Genomic DNA, 19,008 nt, shown 5'->3' on the forward strand with positions numbered 1-19,008 from the left:
AATCATGTAGAGTGCTATCTTACCTATAGATGTTAGCACTCCACCATAAAGAGTGCTAACAAAACAGGAAGGAAGTGATACGGTGGAACTGGATGAGAGAAAACTTAAGATACTGCAGGCGATCATACGAACTTATTTAGATACCGGAGAGCCGGTTGGTTCGCGAACTATCTCCAAGGATACGGATCTTCACCTCAGTTCAGCGACCATTCGTAATGAAATGTCAGATCTGGAGGATATGGGTTATATTTTACAGCCACATACTTCTGCAGGACGGATTCCTTCTGACAAAGGATATCGACTTTATGTAGATACCATGCTGGAAGACAAGACGCACGAGGTGGCGGATCTTAAAGATGCTTTGGAAGAGAAGGCAGACAAGATGGATCTTTTGCTGAAGCAGGTTGCAAAGTTTTTGGCAACCAATACCAACTATGCGACAATGGTTTCAGGACCGCGTTACCAGAGTAAAAAAGTCAAGTTCATTCAGCTGACGGAAGTTGATGAGAACAGCTTGCTGGCAGTTATCGTACTCGATAACAATCATGTGAAGAATCAGATGATACGCATTAATGAGCCGCTTGATCCAGAACGCGTCGCCAAGTTAAATTTTGTGTTGAACACAGCACTTAATGGTTTGGACGTGACGGAAATGAATTTAGCACTGATCTCTCAGATCAAGGCGCAAATGAAGAGTGACAGTACTGTGATCGATTCTGTGCTGGAAGTGATCGGTAATGTGCTTACGAGTGAAGATGATCCGGAAGTGTATACGAGTGGTGCCACAAACATTTTGAAATATCCGGAATTGTCAGATAAGTCCAATGTAGAAGATCTGTTGGTTGCATTCGAAGAGAAGCAGGAGATCGGGCATTGGCTTGAAATTCCATCAACGAATACGAAGCCTTCCGAAGAAAGTCATGATATTCAAGTGTATATCGGTGATGAGACACAGGTGGCATCCATGAAAGACTGTTCTATGGTTACCGCAACCTACCGCATTCATGAAGGTGTGTATGGTAAGATCGGTATCGTAGGACCAAAGCGTATGAATTATGATAAGGTCGTTGGAACGCTGCAGTCGCTTATGGCGCAGCTTGATGACATATTTAAGGACCAATAAGCAGAGAGGTGATAACGAAGTGGCAGATATGAAAGATAAGAAAGAAGAGACGATCCATCAGGAAGAGGAAGCTGTAAAAGCAGAGGATGTAACAGAGACTGCAGAGACAGCAGAGAGTGCGGAAAGTACGGAAACATCGGAGGCTGAGCAGGCACAAGAGAGTGCCGGAGAAAAGAAATCTTTCTTCGATAAGAAAAAAGATAAAAAGACAGCAGCCCTGGAAGAAAAACTGGCAGATCTTGAAGACAAAAGAGTTCGCCAATTGGCAGAGTTTGAAAACTTCCGCAAGCGTTCCGAGAAAGAAAAGTCTCAGATGTTTGAAATGGGAGCAAAGAATGTTGTAGAAAAGATGCTTCCGGTAATCGACAACTTCGAGAGAGGTTTGTTAGCAGTTGCTGAGGAAGACAAGGAGAGTCCATTCGTACAGGGAATGGAACTGGTATATAAACAGATGCTCACTGCGTTTGATGCTCTTGGTGTAAAGCCGATCGATGCAGTTGGCAAAGAGTTTGATCCGAATCTTCACAACGCAGTTATGATGGTTGATGATGATGCGCTGGAGAGTGGCACGGTAGCCGAGGAAATGCAGAAAGGCTATATGTACAAAGACAGCGTTGTTCGTCATAGTATGGTAAAGGTAGTTAATTAAGGGAATATCCCTGAATTTTATGTTAAATGAGCAAGAATATGCATTGCATTTTAGGAGGTAATTACTATGAGTAAGATTATTGGTATTGACTTAGGAACAACAAATTCATGTGTTGCTGTTATGGAAGGTGGAAAACCGGTCGTAGTAGCCAATACAGAGGGTGCCAGAACAACACCGTCTGTAGTTGCTTTCACTAAAAATGGTGAGCGTTTGGTAGGTGAGCCTGCAAAACGTCAGGCAGTTACAAATGCTGACAAGACCATTTCTTCTATTAAGAGACATATGGGTACAGATTATCGCGTAACAATTGATGATAAGAAATATTCTCCACAGGAGATTTCCGCAATGATCCTGCAGAAGTTAAAGGCTGATGCTGAGGGCTATTTAGGTGAGAGCGTTTCCGAAGCTGTTATTACAGTTCCTGCATACTTTAACGATGCACAGCGTCAGGCGACCAAAGATGCCGGTAAGATCGCCGGTCTTGATGTAAAGCGTATCATCAACGAGCCGACAGCTGCTGCATTAGCATATGGTTTGGACAATGAGAAAGAGCAAAAGATCATGGTATACGATTTAGGTGGTGGTACATTTGATGTATCTATTATCGAGATCGGTGATGGTGTCATTGAAGTATTAGCAACATCCGGTGATAACCGTCTTGGTGGTGATGACTTTGATGAGAAGATCACACAGTACATGATCGAGACATTTAAGAAAGAAAACGGCGTTGACTTATCCAATGATAAGATGGCACTTCAGAGATTAAAAGAATCTGCAGAGAAGGCGAAGAAAGAACTTTCCTCTGCAACAACAACAAATATCAACCTTCCGTTCATCAGCATGAACGAGAATGGCCCACTTCATTTTGATATGAATTTAAGCCGTTCTAAGTTTGATGAGCTGACACATGATCTGGTAGAGAGAACAGCTACACCGGTACAGAATGCACTTAGAGATGCCGGAATCACGGCTTCTGAGCTTGGTCAGGTATTGTTAGTCGGTGGTTCTACCCGTATCCCGGCAGTTCAGGATAAGGTAAAACAGCTTACCGGACATGATCCAAGTAAGTCATTGAACCCGGATGAGTGTGTTGCATTAGGTGCATCCGTTCAGGGTGGTAAGCTTGCCGGAGATTCCGGAGCAGGCGATATCCTTCTTCTTGATGTAACTCCACTGTCTTTGGCTATTGAGACAATGGGCGGCGTAGCTACAAGATTGATCGAGAGAAATACAACAATCCCTACAAAGAAGAGCCAGATCTTCTCAACGGCAGCAGATAATCAGAGCGCTGTAGACATTAATGTATTACAGGGTGAGCGTCAGTTTGCCAAGGATAATAAGTCACTCGGTCAGTTCCGTTTGGATGGTATCCCACCGGCAAGAAGAGGTGTTCCACAGATTGAAGTTACGTTTGATATTGATGCCAACGGTATTGTAAATGTATCCGCTAAGGATCTTGGTACCGGCAAAGAGCAGCACATTACGATCACAGCTGGATCTAACATGTCTGATGATGAGATTGAGAAAGCTGTTCAGGAAGCAGCTCAATTTGAGGCTGAGGATAAGGCTCGTAAAGAAGCTGTTGATACAAGAAATGAGTCTGATAGTCTTGTGTTCCAGACACAGAAAGCATTGGATGAAGTTGGCGATAAGATCAGTGCTGACGAGAAAGCACAGGTTCAGGCTGACATTGATGCTTTGAAAGCATTGGTTGAGAAGACAGATGCAGAGAATGTTTCTGAGGCTGACGTTGCAGAGCTCAAGGCTGCAAATGAGAAATTGATGCAGAGTGCACAGAATGTGTTCCAGAAGATGTATGAAGGTGCACAGGCAGCAGGTGCAGGTCCTGATATGGGTGCAGGCGCAGGTCCGGATATGGGCTCAGGTACAGCAGACAATGGTGCAGATGATGATGTGGTAGACGGTGAATACCGTGAAGTATAAAAGCAGGAGTTTAGAAAATGGCAGAGAAGAGAGATTATTACGAGGTATTAGGCGTAAGTAAAACCGCTTCCGATTCGGAAATTAAATCGGCATATCGTAAATTGGCCAAGAAATATCATCCGGATATGAATCCGGGTGATAAAGAAGCGGAGGCAAAGTTTAAGGAAGCTTCTGAAGCGTATGCCATTCTAAGCGATGCAGACAAACGCCGCCAGTATGACCAATTCGGTCATGCAGCATTTGATGGTGGTGCCGGTGGTGGAGCAGGTGGATTCGATTTTAACGGATTTGACATGGGAGATATCTTTGGAGATATTTTTGGAGATTTCTTTGGTGGCGGAGGAAGAAGCCGTAGTGCCAATAATGGACCGATGAAAGGGCAGAATGTGCGTGTATCCGTACATTTGACATTCGAAGAGGCATGTTTTGGCACCGAAAAAGAGATTGAACTGAATATTAAAGAAGACTGTGCAAAGTGTCACGGAACCGGTGCTAAACCGGGAACACAGCCGGAAACCTGCAGCAAGTGTGGCGGCAAGGGTCAGGTTGTATTTACACAGCAGTCATTGTTTGGCGTTGTGCGAAATGTTCAGGCATGTCCGGACTGTCATGGCACCGGCAAGATCATTAAGGATCGTTGCCCGGATTGTGGCGGAAGTGGTTACATTAGCCGCAGAAAGAAAATTTCTGTCAGCATTCCGGCAGGAATCGATAACGGACAGAGTATTCGTATTCGTGATAAGGGAGAACCAGGTATCAATGGCGGTCCAAGAGGTGATTTGCTGGTACAGGTTATTGTTGGGCGTCATCCGATCTTCCAACGTCAGGATTATGATATTTATTCCACAGCACCGATTACGTTTGCGCAGGCAGCATTGGGTGCAGAAGTGCGTATCAAGACGATCGACGGAGACGTGATGTATACGGTAAAACCGGGAACGCAGACAGATACAAGAGTTCGCTTGCGTGGTAAAGGTGTTCCAACAACACGGAATAAACAGGTACGCGGCGATCATTATGTAACGTTGGTGGTTCAGGTACCAACAAAGATGAACGCCGAGCAAAAAGAACTTTTGAAAGCTTTTGATCAGGCAATGGACGGGAAGAAGGAAGAAGAACCGGAGACTGGTCATAAGTCTCACAAAGAGAAGCGAAGTCCATTCAAAAAGAAGAAATAATGGTCTGCAAATTAGAAAATAGGCACTCACACCATATGTGTGAATGCCTATTAATTGTTTCAAAAAATAATCTGTCGTTATAAAAATCTAAGAAACAACACTCGATTCAATTTCCGGTTCGATAGTTTCCTCAGCAGGCTCAAAATCTGTGATGGGCTTTGGATCAGCATCAGGTTCTTCCGTATTATCCGCTAACAGTGATTCAATTTGATCCTGTGTGATCTCATCAGAAACTTGTTGAGTTTCCGGCTGCGGTTCCTTTGTGATCTGAGCGTGCTTCTGCTCCTGCAACTGAATATGAAGAAGGAGTTCATCAATCTCATCATCATGATTGTTGATCGTCAGCGGCTCTGTTTCGTTGTTACAGAGATAGTATTTAATAATCTTGCCGGTGCTCAATCCGATCTTTTCAGCATTACAGTAATCAGAATCCCGCTGATAGGGAAGGTGATCATACATGGTGATCGGATAATCTAAGCCGGTCTCATATTTTAAGGAAAATGGCAATTTTGTTATCACGTTAAGCACTCCTCACAGGCTTTTCAAAATTTAGCAGTAGATCCTATTCACAAAGAATAAAATTTCTGCAAGTACTATTATATCGCAGAAATGAGAAAGATGCAATTAGCTGTCCAAAATTCAAAAGCGATGTTTCGGAACTATTGTTTGACTTTTTTGGGGGGTATGATATAATTAGCAATGATATTCTGGATTCGTATGCAATACAGAATAAACAGATAAAACAATGGTACAAAAGTTGTACATGATGAAGGAGAGCAAGTCAGTTATGAAAAAGTATTTGAAAAACTTTCTGCGATATAAGTATTTGCTGACAGAGTTGGTAAAGAAAAATATCAAGTTGAAGTATCGTCGTTCTTATTTGGGTATTTTATGGACGCTGATCGAGCCATTGCTCACGATGCTTGTATTGACGTTGGTGTTTGGTACATTCTTTGGTAACAACGATGAACAGTATCCTGTATATATCCTGTCCGGACGATTGTTATATTCCTTTTTTTCATCCGGCACGAAATCCGGTCTTCGAGCGGTCAGCGGTAATGCTGCAATGATCAAGAAAGTATATGTACCAAAGTATATTTATGTATTATCAACGGTCATATCGAACTTTGTTACATTTTTGATCTCACTTGTTGTGTTAGTAGGAGTGGGTGCCGTTCTTCATGTACAGCCTACCATTTATGTAGTTCAGGCAATTGTACCGCTGTTTATCTTACTGATCATGACAACGGGTATCAGTATGATCTTAGCGACCTTAAATGTATTTTTCCGTGATATCGAGTATATTTGGTCGGTATTTACCATGTTGATCATGTATGCATCTGCTATTTTCTATCAGCCGGACCGCGTCATCAATACAGGTAATGGATGGATATTTGGTGTCAATCCGGTATATATGTGTATTTCCAACTTCCGTGAGGCAGTATTGTACGGAACACCGTTAGATGCACATTACTGCATTACATCTGCTGTTATTTCAGTAGTATTGTTGATCGTTGGTATTTTGTTCTTTAACAAGAAACAGGATGAATTCATTTTGTATGTATAAAGATAATGCTTGAGAGAACATTGTATTACAAAATTTAATGAAGTGAGCGGCATGGGATAAGGCGGTTGTTCACAGATACTTGGAAAGGAATGGTTGTTATCGTGAAAGATAATGTAGCAGTTAGCGTAAAGAACGTAGGAATGTGTTTTAATCAGAGCCAGGAAAGAGTAGATAATCTCAAGGAGTATTTGATCAAATTTGTGAGACGCGATCTAAAATACGATGAGTTTTGGGCTTTGCGGGATGTAGATTTTCAAATCAAAAAAGGAGAACGACTTGGTGTACTTGGTTTGAATGGATCCGGTAAAAGTACGTTGCTAAAGGTTGTATCCGGAGTATTAAAACCAACGGTTGGTTCGGTACAGACGCGAGGAGTATTGGCTCCGCTGCTGGAGCTTGGTGCCGGATTTCATTCAGAGTATACAGGACGCGAGAATATCTATCTGTACGGAGCGGTGTTGGGATATTCCAAAGAGTTTTTAGATGAAAAATTTGATGAGATTGTCGACTTTTCCGGATTGGGAGAGTTCATTGAGGTTCCGATCAAGAACTATTCTTCCGGAATGAAATCCAGACTAGGTTTTTCAATTGCAACAATTGTAGAGCCGGATATATTGATATTGGATGAGGTATTGTCTGTCGGTGATAAGAAGTTTCGGACAAAGAGTGAGCGAAAGATCATGAGTATGTTCGAAAAGGGTGTAACCGTACTTTTTGTATCACATTCTTTGGAGCAGGTTTGTCGTTTGTGCGACAAAGCAATCATTTTGGATAGTGGTGTTCTGGTTGCTAAAGGACCGGTAGATAAAGTAGCACGTATATACAAAAACATGACAGAATAAAGAAAACATCAGGGAAAAGTTTTTGGCAGTCATACAGGAGGGGTTGTTTACAATGAAGGTTAAGCGTTATGTTAGCTTTTATATTCTGCTTCCCATTGTTTTGGAATTTTTGATTGAAGCATTAAGCCGAAAATCATTGATTGCGGCTGTAAAATATGCCATAAATAGTCCGTTGCTTTTTGCGTTTAATACGTTGATCATTATGCTAACGCTTTCTATTGCAATGTTTTTTAAGCGTGAGGTGTTTGCTTTGACCACAATTTCTGTGGTGTGGGTTATTTTTGGTATTGTTAATTTTGTAATCCTGCATTTTAGAGTCACACCGTTTTCGGCGGTTGATTTTACATTGATCAAGAGTGCGATCAGTGTATCATCTCATTATTTGAACCTATTTACGATCGCAATGATCATTGTTGCAATATTCGTTGTTTTAATAGGTCTTATCTGTTTGTTTCGAAAAGCTCCTGTGAATGAGCAACATGGACATCGAAAGATCATCTTTTCGATTTTGTGTTGTCTTACACTTGGCGTGGCAATTATTGTCCTTCATCGCTCAAGTAATTCGGTGCAGGCACTTTCCACACATTATACAAACATTTCAGAGGCCTATGAAAATTACGGTTTTGCTTATTGCTTTGCAAATAGTATACTGGATACCGGAATAAAAAAGCCGGAGGATTACAGCAAGCAGTCTGTGAAGAAGATTACAAAAGCACTGAAAGATGAAAAAAATACAGACAAACGGCCGAATATTATATTTATTCAGTTGGAGTCATTTTTTGATGTAGGTTATGAGAAAAATCTGCAATTTTCAGAAGATCCGCTGCCGGTATTTCATAGCCTGCAGAAAAAATATAGTTCAGGTTTAGTTACGGTGCCGACGGTTGGTGCCGGTACGGTAAATACGGAGTTTGAAATACTTACAGGAATGCGTCAGCACGATTTTGGGGTGAGTGAATACCCATATAAAACAGTGCTCAAAAGCAAGACGTCGGAAAGTATCTGTACAGACCTGAAAAAACTGGGATATTCGACGCATGCTGTGCATAACAATGAAGCGACGTTTTATGGTCGCAATACAGTTTTTTCTAACATTGGATTTGACACATTTTGTTCTATGGAATATATGAATGGATTGACGGATAGTCCAAATGGCTGGAGTAATGATGATGTATTGTCGCGGGAGATCATGAAAACTCTGGATTCGACATCGGGACCGGATTTTACGATGGCGATCACGGTGCAGAGTCACGGGAAATACGATGGTATTGCGTTAGATGACCCGACGATCAAGGTTACTGGTGCGCCAGAAAGAAAAGAGCAGGCATATGAGTATTATGTGAATGAGATCCATGAAGTGGATAGAATGATCGATACGTTGATCAAAGAGTTGTCGAATCGGAAAGAAGAGACGGTATTGGTTTTGTATGGAGATCATTTGCCAAGCTTGGATATTCAGAAAGACGATCTGAGTAATGCCAATCTTTACCAGACGCAGTATGTCGTTTGGGATAATATGAATCTTAAGAAAAAGACGAAAAACCTGCATGCATACCAGTTGTATGCAGAAGTCTTAGATCGTATACAGATTCACGAAGGGATGATCACTAAATATCATCAACAGACAAAACATCGTTCCAAATTGTATTTGACAGGTCTCACTACATTGTCTTACGATCTGTTGTATGGTGATAATTATGCGTATGACGGTGAAAATCCGTTTAAACAGACGGAGCTTCAGATGGGCACAGAGCCGGTGAAGCTAACTTCGGTTCAAAAGACGAAAAGTGGCTACCGGGTAGTTGGCAGCGGTTTTACACCATATTGCAAAGTGTATTATGATGGAACGTTGGTGGAATCCGAATGGATCAGTTCGGGATGTTTGCAGCTTCAAGATGAATTCGAACTGGACGAAGCAGATAAAAAAGATTCCGGGGAGCCGGAAACAGAAGTTACGGAGCCGAGAGATGTACCAAATGCTTTTGTAGTAGAAGTGCAGTCTGATGACGGTGTTGTGCTATCAAGTACGCAGGCATATCCGGCGTCTCAGGTAAAAAAATAAAATAACGTGTATTTAAGATAACAAGTCAAAAGACAGTGCACATATTGGTGCACTGTCTTATTTTTATTGTATGTAAAACGCTGTTATGTGGTGTGAAGCCAACAAGAATTGCATAAGCAATTCTTGCAAGGCAAAACGCTGGTTTTGCCTTATTTTATTGTATGTAAAACGCTGTTATGTGGTGTGAAGCCAACAAGAATTGCATAAGCAATTCTTGCAAGGCAAAACGCTGGTTTTGCCTTTATTGTCGAAAACCGTCAAAGATCTTTTCTGCATCTGTCATGCTTTGACATATTTCGCAGGCCGGATTCGGTATACTTGGTTTCGGAAAGAGAGGAAGGAAACAGACATGAGAGTTTATCTTGATGTTTACTTCATCCTGAACCTGATTTTGAACCTGTTTCTAATGGGGATTACAGGACTTCTTCGAGGCAAACGCAGTTCCATATCACGAATTGCAGTGAGTGCCTGCCTGGCGGCGGTGTTATCAACGGCAATCTATGCAGTATCTTTTTTGATACATCGGCAGATATTTTTGCTCAGTCTGTTGACAGTATATGGAATGGTCTGGTTTGGCTTTCGTGAACTTGACCGGAGAGAACGTAGAACCGATCTGTTAGTACTGTTGATCGTTGCTTTTGTGACGGGTGGTTTGTTAAATGCGCTGCATGCTATTGGAGCATTAGTGGGCAGTAGTCCAAGATATTCTATTTGGTTTATCTTGCTTGGACTGTTAGGAATCGGCATTGCTTTTTGCGTGTTGGCGCGAGAACTGCAAGGAGCGTATAAGCGGTGTCAGACAACCGTTCAGGCGGTGCTTTGTCATGAAGGCAGGGAATATGTGCTTCGTGTACTGTTTGATACGGGAAATGGCTTGGTATCGCCGTATACCGGTGAGAAAGTAGCGGTGTTGTCGGCTGATTTTGCTTCGGGATTGTCGTTAGACCGCACACAGAATCCGGTGTACATCCCGTACCATTCGATCGGCGGTAGTGGCATTTTGCCGGTATACCGCATTGACAGTGTAACGTTTGCCGGTCGTACACCGATTGTACATTTGCCGGTCGCGATTAGTGATGAACTGGGCGGAGAACAGGAAATACAAATGATCTATTAACAAGATTAAAGTGTCGTATTTTGACATAATAGGAACATTGAACACAGAAAGGGGATTGTTATGCTTAAGATATCAGTGGCGAATCGATTTCAACTTCGTATCGCTTCGGAATTTGGAGGAATCTTTCGAAGTAAAAACGGTACGGATATTCATTACATAGGAGGAGCGGAAATATTACCGGCGCCATTTTCGGCAGAAGAGGAAAAAGAAATACTAGCAAAACTAGGGAGCAGTCATGACAAAGAGGCAAGAAGCAGTCTGATCGAACATAATCTCAGACTTGTTGTGTATATTGCAAAAAAGTTTGAGAATACAGGGATAGGAGTAGAGGATTTGATTTCTATCGGAACGATCGGTCTTATTAAAGCGATCAATACCTTTAATCCACTCAAAAATATTAAATTAGCAACATATGCTTCCCGTTGTATTGAGAACGAGATATTAATGTTTTTGCGGCGTAATAACAAGGTGAAGTATGAAGTGTCGATCGATGAGCCGTTGAATGTCGACTGGGATGGTAATGAGTTGCTTTTATCTGATATTTTAGGAACGGACGAAGACGTCATTTCAAAGGGCCTGGAAGATGAGGTGGATCGACGGCTGCTTAGACAGGCGTTAGGTTTATTGAGTGAACGGGAACGTTCGATCATAGAGCTTCGTTTTGGCATTGACAGAAAGGATGGAAAGGAATTTACACAAAAAGAAGTGGCAGATATGATGGGAATTTCCCAGTCCTATATTTCTAGGTTAGAAAAGAAGATAATGAAGCGGCTGAAAAAGGAAATCCTACGCATGCAGCAAGTATAAAAAACATAAATTTGTAAATCCTACTTTATAACAGAATAAGCCGTGGAGGAAGGGTTATGGGAATGTATAAAGTAGAGATTTGCGGAGTAAATACTGCAAAGCTGCCCTTACTGAGCGAAGAAGAAAAAAAGGAACTATTTGATAAGATTGGTAAGGGTGACCGAGCTGCAAGAGAAACTTTTATTAAAGGAAATCTGCGTTTGGTACTTAGCATTATACAGCGTTTTTATAATTCCGGGGAGAATATTGATGATCTGTTTCAGATTGGCTGCATCGGATTGATGAAAGCAGTGGATCATTTTGATGTTACAATGAATGTCAAATTTTCTACGTATGCCGTTCCTATGATCATCGGTGAATTGAGACGGTATTTGCGAGATAATAACAGCATCCGTGTCAGTCGGTCGATCCGTGACACTGCCTATAAAGCAATTTACACGAAGGAAATGCTAATGAAGCAGTCGGACCGTGAACCAACAATTGAGGAGCTGGCAAAGATATTGGAAATTCCGGCAGAGGACATTGTATTTGCGCTGGATGCGATCCAAAGTCCGGTTTCATTGTACGAACCGGTATATGCAGAGAGCGGAGACACCCTATACATTTTGGATCAGATCAGTGATAAAAAGAACAAAGAAGAAAAATGGGTCGAGGAGATATCTTTAAAAGCAGCGATAGACCGTTTGGCTGACAGAGAACATCAGATTATCAATATGCGTTATTTTGAAGGAAAAACGCAAATGGAAGTAGCAGAAGAGATTCAGATCTCGCAGGCACAAGTGAGCCGCCTGGAAAAGAAGGCCCTTCGGGAAATGAAGAATTATCTTGCATAAAAGATCATATATTAGAGATAAGAAATCGTCCGTGTGGAAAGGGGAAAGTGGTGCGTTTATGTGAGCTTCGTGACAAAGAAGTGATCAATGTATGTGATGGAGAACGCTTAGGAAATGTGTGTGACATAGATTTTGATGAAAAAACAGGGCAGATCTGCACACTCATTATTCCGGGACCCTGCAAGGTGTTAGGAATCTTAGGTCGAGACCATGAATACATTGTCCCCTATCAGTGTGTTTGCCGCATTGGATCGGATGTAGTGCTGGTTCAAGTGGATACGGAAAAATGCCTCAAAAAATGTAAATGGGATTGACGATTCCTTGTAACAAAAAGGGGTTTTGCCTTGCGTTTTTAAGATGTGTTCTCTATAATAACAGAAGAGAACAATTGCATATCACGACAACGGATTAACCGGTGGTATGCGGAAAGAGGTAAGAAATGAAATGTCCATTTTGTGGAGAAGATGATACCAGAGTGATTGATTCAAGACCGGCTGATGAAAATATGTCGATTCGCCGCAGAAGACAATGCGATAAATGTCAAAAACGTTTCACTACTTATGAAAAAGTGGAGGCAATTCCGTTGGTAGTGATCAAAAAAGATCAGACCAGGGAACCTTATGATCGCACCAAAATTGAAAAAGGTGTATTCCGTTCCTGCCACAAACGGCCGATTTCGGTTCCTCAGATGAACCACCTTGTGGATCAGGTTGAGGCAAAGGTATTTAGCAAGGAAGAACGAGAGATACCAAGTAGTTATATCGGAGAACTCGTTATGCGATATTTGGAAGAGTTGGATGCAGTTGCATACGTACGTTTTGCATCAATCTACCGTGAATTCAAAGATGTCGATACATTTATGGAAGAATTAAAAAAGATTTTAGACAAATAACTCAAACTTCGCACATAAATTTTAGCTAGGCACCTTGAATTGTGGTATCTAACTGATTAACAAATATACAAAGAGACTGTGGTTGGAGCCTTCCTATAACCATCAAGTGGTAGGAGGTGTGAACCAATCCGCAATATATCCAATTAGTATAGCACAAACAGACCTTGGAGAGGGTCTATAAACACTACTATATAATACGAGAAGGAGATGATTATCATGGAAATACAGCATAAGGGCTGGGATTGGGATGCAGTGAAGTCTGAATCATGGAATGAAATTTCAGAAGAGTTTTTACCTGTGGCACTAAGCTGGGTTAGAAAGTATCACTCAGTATTGGATATTGGAACAGGGAAGGGAAGGCACGCCTTTTTCTTTGCAAAAAATGGTTTTAAGGCGAGTGCAATAGACTTATCAGAAAGTAGCATCACATATGTGAAAGAGCAGATAAAAGAAAAAGGTCTCGATAATATAGATGCGAGAGTGGAGGATATGACGGAGCTATCATATGAAAATCAAAGTTTTGATTGCGTTATATGTTTTCATACAATCTATCATACCAGTTATGATGGAGTTGTTAAGGCATTGAGGGAGATAAATCGAGTTTTGAAGGATAAAGGAGAGGCATTTATTTCATTCAATACAAAGGATAATCCACATTATGTTAAAGAAAAAACGGTGGATGGATATACGATGATAGCAACGGAGGGACATGAAGTCGGTATCCCGCATTGCTATGTGGATGAAAATGACTTGTTTGGATTACTTCAGGATTTTGAGATTCTGTCAATGAATAAAGAAATTAATTATGTGAGAAAAGGAAAAGAAACACATGGTGTTCATTTTTATGTTCACGTTGCGAAAAAATAGCAGATGTGTTTGAGGTACAGGATTATATGATTCTGGATGACTTATAAAAAACAGTTTGATAGATTTAGAAATCTGCTTATCATTTTGAGTCTCTTGTGTTATACTTTATTCATAGCGTGAGCCTCCGGTTTGTAATTGTTTTTTGACAACTCAATTATACCAAAACCATTGGTTTCATGCTATTTTTATGCCAGTTATTATTGAATTTTCAAGGTGCATAGGCACATTTTAATGTGCGAAGTTTGGGATAATAAGATTTTGGGTTGACAGAATATAACATGTGTATTAAAATGTCAAATTAGAGAGAGAAAGTTCTATAAGATAAAGTGAAAGGACGTTATGTTCTGTGAAACTTTTTGTGCCGCCATTCAAGGGATTGACGGCTGTATGATTCAAGTGGAGGCAGATGTGTCTGATGGACTGCCTTGTTTTTCTATGGTCGGATTCTTGGCTTCCGAGGTAAAAGAAGCGAAGGAACGAGTATCTATTGCAATCAGAAATAGTGGTTTTCGTATTCCTCCCAAGAAAATAACAATTAATCTGTCACCGGCGGATTTTCGCAAAGCGGGAACAGGGTATGATCTTGCGATCGCAGCAGCGATTTTAGGTGCGTTAGGTTACTTTCCACAGGAATATCTGGAGGGTGGTATGCTTTTGGGTGAACTAAGTCTGGATGGAACAATCCAGCCGATCAATGGAGTTCTTCCTATGGTGTATACGGCGTTAGAGCATGGCTGCAATTATTGCATTGTACCAGCTGATAATATGAAAGAAGCTCAGATCGTGGAGGGAATACGGGTTGTTGGAGTGCATTTGCTTTCAGAAGTCATTGATTTTTTGCAAAATGCTCCGGATATCCATGTAGACACAGAACGTGTGGAATTTATAGGCAATTTGAGAGAGGATTTGCCGGATTTTCGGGATATTTGTGGTCAGGCAGCCGTAAAACGAGCAGTAGAAGTGGCTGTGGCAGGTAGACATAATATATTGATGGTGGGGCCTCCCGGCTCCGGCAAAACGATGATTGCAAGAAGGATACCGGGAATTATGCCACCCTTGTCTTTTGAGGAACAGATGGAAATTTCCAAAATTTATAGTGTGAGCGGTTTGCTGGATGAAAAACACCCGCTTGTAATGGAACGTCCCTTTCGTTCACCACACCATACGATTCCACAGACAGCACTTGTCGGAGGTGGACGGTATCCAAAGCCGGGTGAGTGCAGCCTGAGCAGCGGTGGTGTTCTGTTCTTAGATGAATTACCGGAATTTCAACGACAGTCTGTGGAGGTGCTTAGACAGCCATTAGAGGAAGGTTTTGTCACGATATCAAGGTTGGAAGGATCATACCGATATCCGGCCAAATGCCAGCTTGTGGCTGCAGCTAACCCGTGCCTATGTGGATTCTATCCTGACCGGCGCAAGTGCAACTGCACCACAGCACAGATCCGTAAATATTTTGGCAGAATCAGTCGTCCGATCTTAGACCGCATCGACATATGTACGGAGACGGTTTCGCTAAATTATGATGAATTGGAGAATCGTGGAGAGGAGGAATCTTCCGCACAGATTCGGGAGCGTGTTATGGAGGCACAAAAAATTCAAACAAAACGGTACGAAGGAGAAAGCTTTCGGTACAATGGAGAACTGACGGCGCAGGGGGTAAAACGTTATTGCGTTCTTTCGGCAGACGCTGAGGCATATTTACGGGGGATTTTTGATCAAAAGTCACTGACTGCAAGAGGGTATCACAAAATATTAAAGGTAGCAAGAAGTATTGCTGATCTAGATCACAGTCAAGAGATCAAACGTCATCATCTAAGTGAAGCAGTTTGTTACCGAAGTTTTCCGCAAGACAACACAGATGTCAATGTCTAAAGAAAGGAGTAGGCTGTGGAGCAGGAATTATTCGCCTATTGGCTGTATACATTACGAGGGATTGGTGCTAAGAAAAGATATGAATTGCAACAAATTTATGGAAATGCAGAGCAAATCTATTATGGTGACAAAACAAAGCTAAAAGAATCACCTGTTTTTTCGGAGCGGGATAAAACGCTGCTTGGTAAGCCAGAGACGGTCAAAGAAATCAAACATAAAATGCAAAGAATGGAACAGCGGGGGATTCGGTTTTGTTCACAGGAAAGCGAGGCGTTTCCGAAGAAACTGCGTTATATTCCGGATCCACCGTATGCGTTGTTTTACCGCGGAATGCTGCCGGATACCGATAGACCGACGATTGCTATTGTTGGTGGACGCAATACCGGTTATGAAAGTAGAGAGATTGCAGCCGGATTTGGCAGACAATTGGCAGAAAATGGCATTGCGGTCGTAAGCGGATTGGCGCGGGGTATTGACATCAGTGCACAAAAAGGTGCTTTAGACATTCCGGGAGGAAAGACATATGGTGTGCTTGGAACAGGTGTTGATATCTGTTATCCGCGAGAACATATCGAACAATATATGCTGATGCAGAGACGGGGAGCGGTAATTTCGGAGTATGCACCCGGCAGCAGAGGATTTCGGAGTAACTTTGCCAGACGAAATCGAATCATCAGCGGTTTATCCGATGGCGTACTTGTGATCGCAGCCAGAGAAGGGAGTGGCTCGTTGATCACGGCAGAGTGTGCACTGGAACAGGGCAAAGAAGTATTTATTGTGCCGGGAAATATTTTAGATCCAAGTTATGCGGGCGGTAATCAACTTCTTAAATCTGGTGCTGCTGTTGTGACAGATATTCAAGATATTTTAGATGGTCTGGGTGCTTTCTGGGACATAAATTACAGTGCTCAGAAGAAAAAAAATGAGGTAATGCTTGAAACTGCTGAAAAAATAGTGTATGCTATTTTAGGTTTTGATGGGATACATATATCGGAAATTGTTGCACAGACAGGACTTAGTGTACCGCAAACGATGGAAGTATTAGCGTCCTTAGAACAGAAGAAGTTGGTTAATATGGTGGGCCAACATTATTATGCTTTAAAAATTTAAGAGATCAGTCGTATTTTCAAAGTATGGTAAGAAAGAAGGGAAAGGCAGGTAGTAACATGGCTAAAAATCTGGTGATCGTCGAGTCTCCTTCTAAGGCAACAACGATTAAGAAGTTTTTAGGAAGTACCTATGAAGTCGTAGCATCTAATGGACATGTTCGTGATTTACCCAAAAGTACACTTGGTATTGATATAGAGAATGATTTTGAACCCAAGTATATTACAATCCGTGGAAAGGGAGATTTGTTGGCAAAACTGCGCAAAGCAGTGAAAAAGGCTGATAAGATATATCTCGCAACTGACCCGGACCGAGAGGGAGAGGCAATTTCTTGGCATTTGTCCAAGGCACTAAAATTAGATGATAAAAATACCAGTCGTATTACCTTTAATGAGATTACCAAAAATGCAGTAAAAAAGTCGATCAAAGAGGCAAGAGACATTGATATGAACCTTGTGGATGCACAGCAGGCAAGACGCGTGTTAGATCGAATGGTGGGTTATCAGATCAGCCCGGTTCTTTGGGCAAAGGTTAAGAGAGGTCTTAGTGCCGGACGTGTTCAGTCAGTTGCATTGCGTATCATTGCTGACCGTGAAACAGAGATCAACAATTTTATTTCCAAGGAGTACTGGACTCTGTCGGGAGAGTTTCGCGCAGAAAAGGACAAAAAGCCGTTTGTCGCAGATTTTTATGGAACGACAAAAGAAAAAATGCCGATCGAAACAGAACAGCAGCTTGATGATATTATCGCTGAATTGAATCAGTCGGAATTTACGGTATCTGATATGAAGACTTCTACAAGAAGAAAGAAAAGTCCATTGCCATTTACCACAAGTACTTTGCAGCAGGAGGCGGCAAAGACGTTGAACTTTTCAACGCAGAAGACAATGCGCCTGGCGCAGGGACTTTATGAAGGATTTGCGATCAAGGGGCGCGGGACGATTGGTTTGATCACGTATCTTCGTACAGATTCGACACGTATTTCAGATGAAGCTAAGGCGAGTGCCAAAGAATATATAGAAGAAAATTACGGTAAAGATTATGTGGCGCAGACTGCAGCTGCCCGAAAAGATAATAAAAAAATTCAGGACGCACATGAGGCAATTCGACCTACTTATGTAGATCTGTCGCCAACTATGGTCAAGGAGGCATTGTCAAGAGATCATTTTCGTTTGTATCAGTTGATCTGGAAGCGTTTTTTGGCAAGCCAGATGGCAGGGGCCAGTTTTGAAACGACTTCGATCAAGATTGATACGGATAAGTACCGTTTTACGACTGCCGTATCTAAAGTAGTATTTTCCGGTTATCTGACTATTTATCAGACGGAAGAAGATAAGATAGAAAAGAAGTCTTTATCCCGCAATTTGGAGAAAGGCACAAAACTTAAGGCTGGAAACTTTGAAAAGAGTCAACACTTTACACAGCCACCTGCACATTTTACAGAGGCGTCTCTGGTAAAGACTCTGGAGGAACTTGGTATAGGAAGACCAAGTACGTATGCTCCGACGATCTCAACGATCATCAATCGGCATTATGTTGCGAAAGAACAGAAAAATTTATATATCACAGAACTTGGAGAAGTTGTAAATTCCATTATGAAAAAATCTTTTGCGAGTATTGTTGATGTGAATTTTACAGCATATATGGAAGGTCTGTTAGATCGTGTCGAAGATGGGTCGGTTGCATGGAAAACGGTCGTGCGTAACTTCTACCCGGATCTTCATGAAGCGGTGGAAAAGGCACAGAAAGAACTGGAAGAAGTTAAGATTGAAGATGAGGTAACCGACGTTATTTGTGAGGAATGCGGACGAAATATGGTGGTTAAATATGGTCCGCATGGTAAATTCTTAGCATGCCCTGGATTTCCAGAGTGCCGCAATACAAAACCATATTTGGAAAAGACAGGTATTCCATGTCCAAAATGTGGCGGGGAGATTGTGATCCGCAAGAACAAAAAGGGAAGACGTTATTATGGATGTCTCTCATATCCTGAATGCGAGTTTATGTCATGGCAGAAACCGTCTACGGAACATTGTCCGGAATGTGGCGGCCCGATGGTCGAAAAAGGTAATAAGCTTGCTTGTATGGATAAACAATGTGGATTTTCAAAGAGTATGCCGAAGAAAACAGAAGAATAAACAGCGT

At 41.8% G+C, this 19,008-nt stretch carries 17 protein-coding genes; 16 read left to right on the plus strand and 1 reads right to left on the minus strand.

Features of this window, described 5'->3' with window-relative positions; translation table 11 throughout:
* The first annotated feature begins 82 nt into the window (after positions 1 to 82).
* From hrcA to dnaJ, 4 genes are all read left to right on the plus strand, one after another.
* Positions 83 to 1,123: a heat-inducible transcriptional repressor HrcA gene (hrcA, locus tag DXB73_RS03235; RefSeq protein ID WP_022025459.1), complete on the plus strand. Its 1,041-nt coding sequence runs from the start codon at positions 83 to 85 to the stop codon at positions 1,121 to 1,123.
* 28 nt (positions 1,124 to 1,151) lie between these two features.
* Positions 1,152 to 1,772: a nucleotide exchange factor GrpE gene (gene grpE / locus DXB73_RS03240; RefSeq protein ID WP_118506938.1), complete on the plus strand. Its 621-nt coding sequence runs from the start codon at positions 1,152 to 1,154 to the stop codon at positions 1,770 to 1,772.
* 66 nt (positions 1,773 to 1,838) lie between these two features.
* Positions 1,839 to 3,716 carry a molecular chaperone DnaK gene (gene dnaK / locus DXB73_RS03245; RefSeq protein WP_118690140.1) on the plus strand — a complete coding sequence of 626 codons (1,878 nt, stop codon included), beginning with the start codon at positions 1,839 to 1,841 and terminating at the stop codon, positions 3,714 to 3,716.
* 17 nt (positions 3,717 to 3,733) lie between these two features.
* The gene (gene dnaJ, locus DXB73_RS03250) at positions 3,734 to 4,894 is read left to right on the plus strand and encodes a molecular chaperone DnaJ (protein ID WP_022025455.1); all 1,161 of its coding nucleotides are present in this window, start codon (positions 3,734 to 3,736) and stop codon (positions 4,892 to 4,894) included.
* A gap of 87 nt (positions 4,895 to 4,981) precedes the next feature.
* On the opposite strand, the gene DXB73_RS03255 is transcribed toward dnaJ, so the two are convergent.
* On the minus strand, positions 4,982 to 5,413 hold the full coding sequence (locus DXB73_RS03255; protein WP_118690141.1) for a hypothetical protein: 432 nt from the start codon (positions 5,411 to 5,413) through the stop codon (positions 4,982 to 4,984).
* A gap of 268 nt (positions 5,414 to 5,681) precedes the next feature.
* Between DXB73_RS03255 and DXB73_RS03260 the strand changes: the two genes are divergently transcribed.
* The 12 genes from DXB73_RS03260 (at position 5,682) to topA (ending at position 19,001) form a co-directional block, all read left to right on the plus strand.
* Positions 5,682 to 6,461 carry an ABC transporter permease gene (locus tag DXB73_RS03260; RefSeq protein ID WP_022025453.1) on the plus strand — a complete coding sequence of 260 codons (780 nt, stop codon included), beginning with the start codon at positions 5,682 to 5,684 and terminating at the stop codon, positions 6,459 to 6,461.
* 89 nt (positions 6,462 to 6,550) lie between these two features.
* The gene (locus tag DXB73_RS03265; protein ID WP_022025452.1) at positions 6,551 to 7,303 is read left to right on the plus strand and encodes an ABC transporter ATP-binding protein; all 753 of its coding nucleotides are present in this window, start codon (positions 6,551 to 6,553) and stop codon (positions 7,301 to 7,303) included.
* A gap of 52 nt (positions 7,304 to 7,355) precedes the next feature.
* Positions 7,356 to 9,365, plus strand: coding sequence for an LTA synthase family protein (locus tag DXB73_RS03270; protein ID WP_118690142.1), 2,010 nt, complete (start codon positions 7,356 to 7,358; stop codon positions 9,363 to 9,365).
* Between the two features lie 349 nt (positions 9,366 to 9,714).
* Complete coding sequence (locus DXB73_RS03275; RefSeq protein WP_118690143.1) at positions 9,715 to 10,482, plus strand: sigma-E processing peptidase SpoIIGA; 768 nt, start codon at positions 9,715 to 9,717, stop codon at positions 10,480 to 10,482.
* Between the two features lie 60 nt (positions 10,483 to 10,542).
* Positions 10,543 to 11,289 carry an RNA polymerase sporulation sigma factor SigE gene (gene sigE, locus DXB73_RS03280; RefSeq protein WP_022025449.1) on the plus strand — a complete coding sequence of 249 codons (747 nt, stop codon included), beginning with the start codon at positions 10,543 to 10,545 and terminating at the stop codon, positions 11,287 to 11,289.
* Between the two features lie 56 nt (positions 11,290 to 11,345).
* A complete protein-coding gene (gene sigG / locus DXB73_RS03285) occupies positions 11,346 to 12,122 on the plus strand; it encodes an RNA polymerase sporulation sigma factor SigG (protein WP_022025448.1) in 777 nt (258 codons plus the stop codon).
* A 47-nt stretch (positions 12,123 to 12,169) separates the two neighbouring features.
* A complete protein-coding gene (locus DXB73_RS03290) occupies positions 12,170 to 12,436 on the plus strand; it encodes a YlmC/YmxH family sporulation protein (RefSeq protein WP_347474464.1) in 267 nt (88 codons plus the stop codon).
* Positions 12,437 to 12,561: 125 nt separating this feature from the next.
* Positions 12,562 to 13,014 carry a transcriptional regulator NrdR gene (gene nrdR / locus DXB73_RS03295; protein WP_022025446.1) on the plus strand — a complete coding sequence of 151 codons (453 nt, stop codon included), beginning with the start codon at positions 12,562 to 12,564 and terminating at the stop codon, positions 13,012 to 13,014.
* A gap of 216 nt (positions 13,015 to 13,230) precedes the next feature.
* Positions 13,231 to 13,881, plus strand: coding sequence for a class I SAM-dependent methyltransferase (locus DXB73_RS03300; RefSeq protein ID WP_182448184.1), 651 nt, complete (start codon positions 13,231 to 13,233; stop codon positions 13,879 to 13,881).
* 339 nt (positions 13,882 to 14,220) lie between these two features.
* On the plus strand, positions 14,221 to 15,756 hold the full coding sequence (locus DXB73_RS03305; RefSeq protein ID WP_022025444.1) for a YifB family Mg chelatase-like AAA ATPase: 1,536 nt from the start codon (positions 14,221 to 14,223) through the stop codon (positions 15,754 to 15,756).
* Positions 15,757 to 15,771: 15 nt separating this feature from the next.
* Entirely contained in the window at positions 15,772 to 16,866 is a 1,095-nt protein-coding gene (gene dprA, locus DXB73_RS03310; protein WP_118690145.1) for a DNA-processing protein DprA, read from the plus strand.
* A 56-nt stretch (positions 16,867 to 16,922) separates the two neighbouring features.
* Positions 16,923 to 19,001, plus strand: coding sequence for a type I DNA topoisomerase (gene topA / locus DXB73_RS03315; RefSeq protein WP_022025442.1), 2,079 nt, complete (start codon positions 16,923 to 16,925; stop codon positions 18,999 to 19,001).
* Positions 19,002 to 19,008: the final 7 nt, after the last annotated feature.

Origin of the sequence: Clostridium sp. OM05-6BH, from assembly GCF_003481635.1 — a bacterium.
Classification (GTDB): domain Bacteria; phylum Bacillota; class Clostridia; order Lachnospirales; family Lachnospiraceae; genus Butyribacter.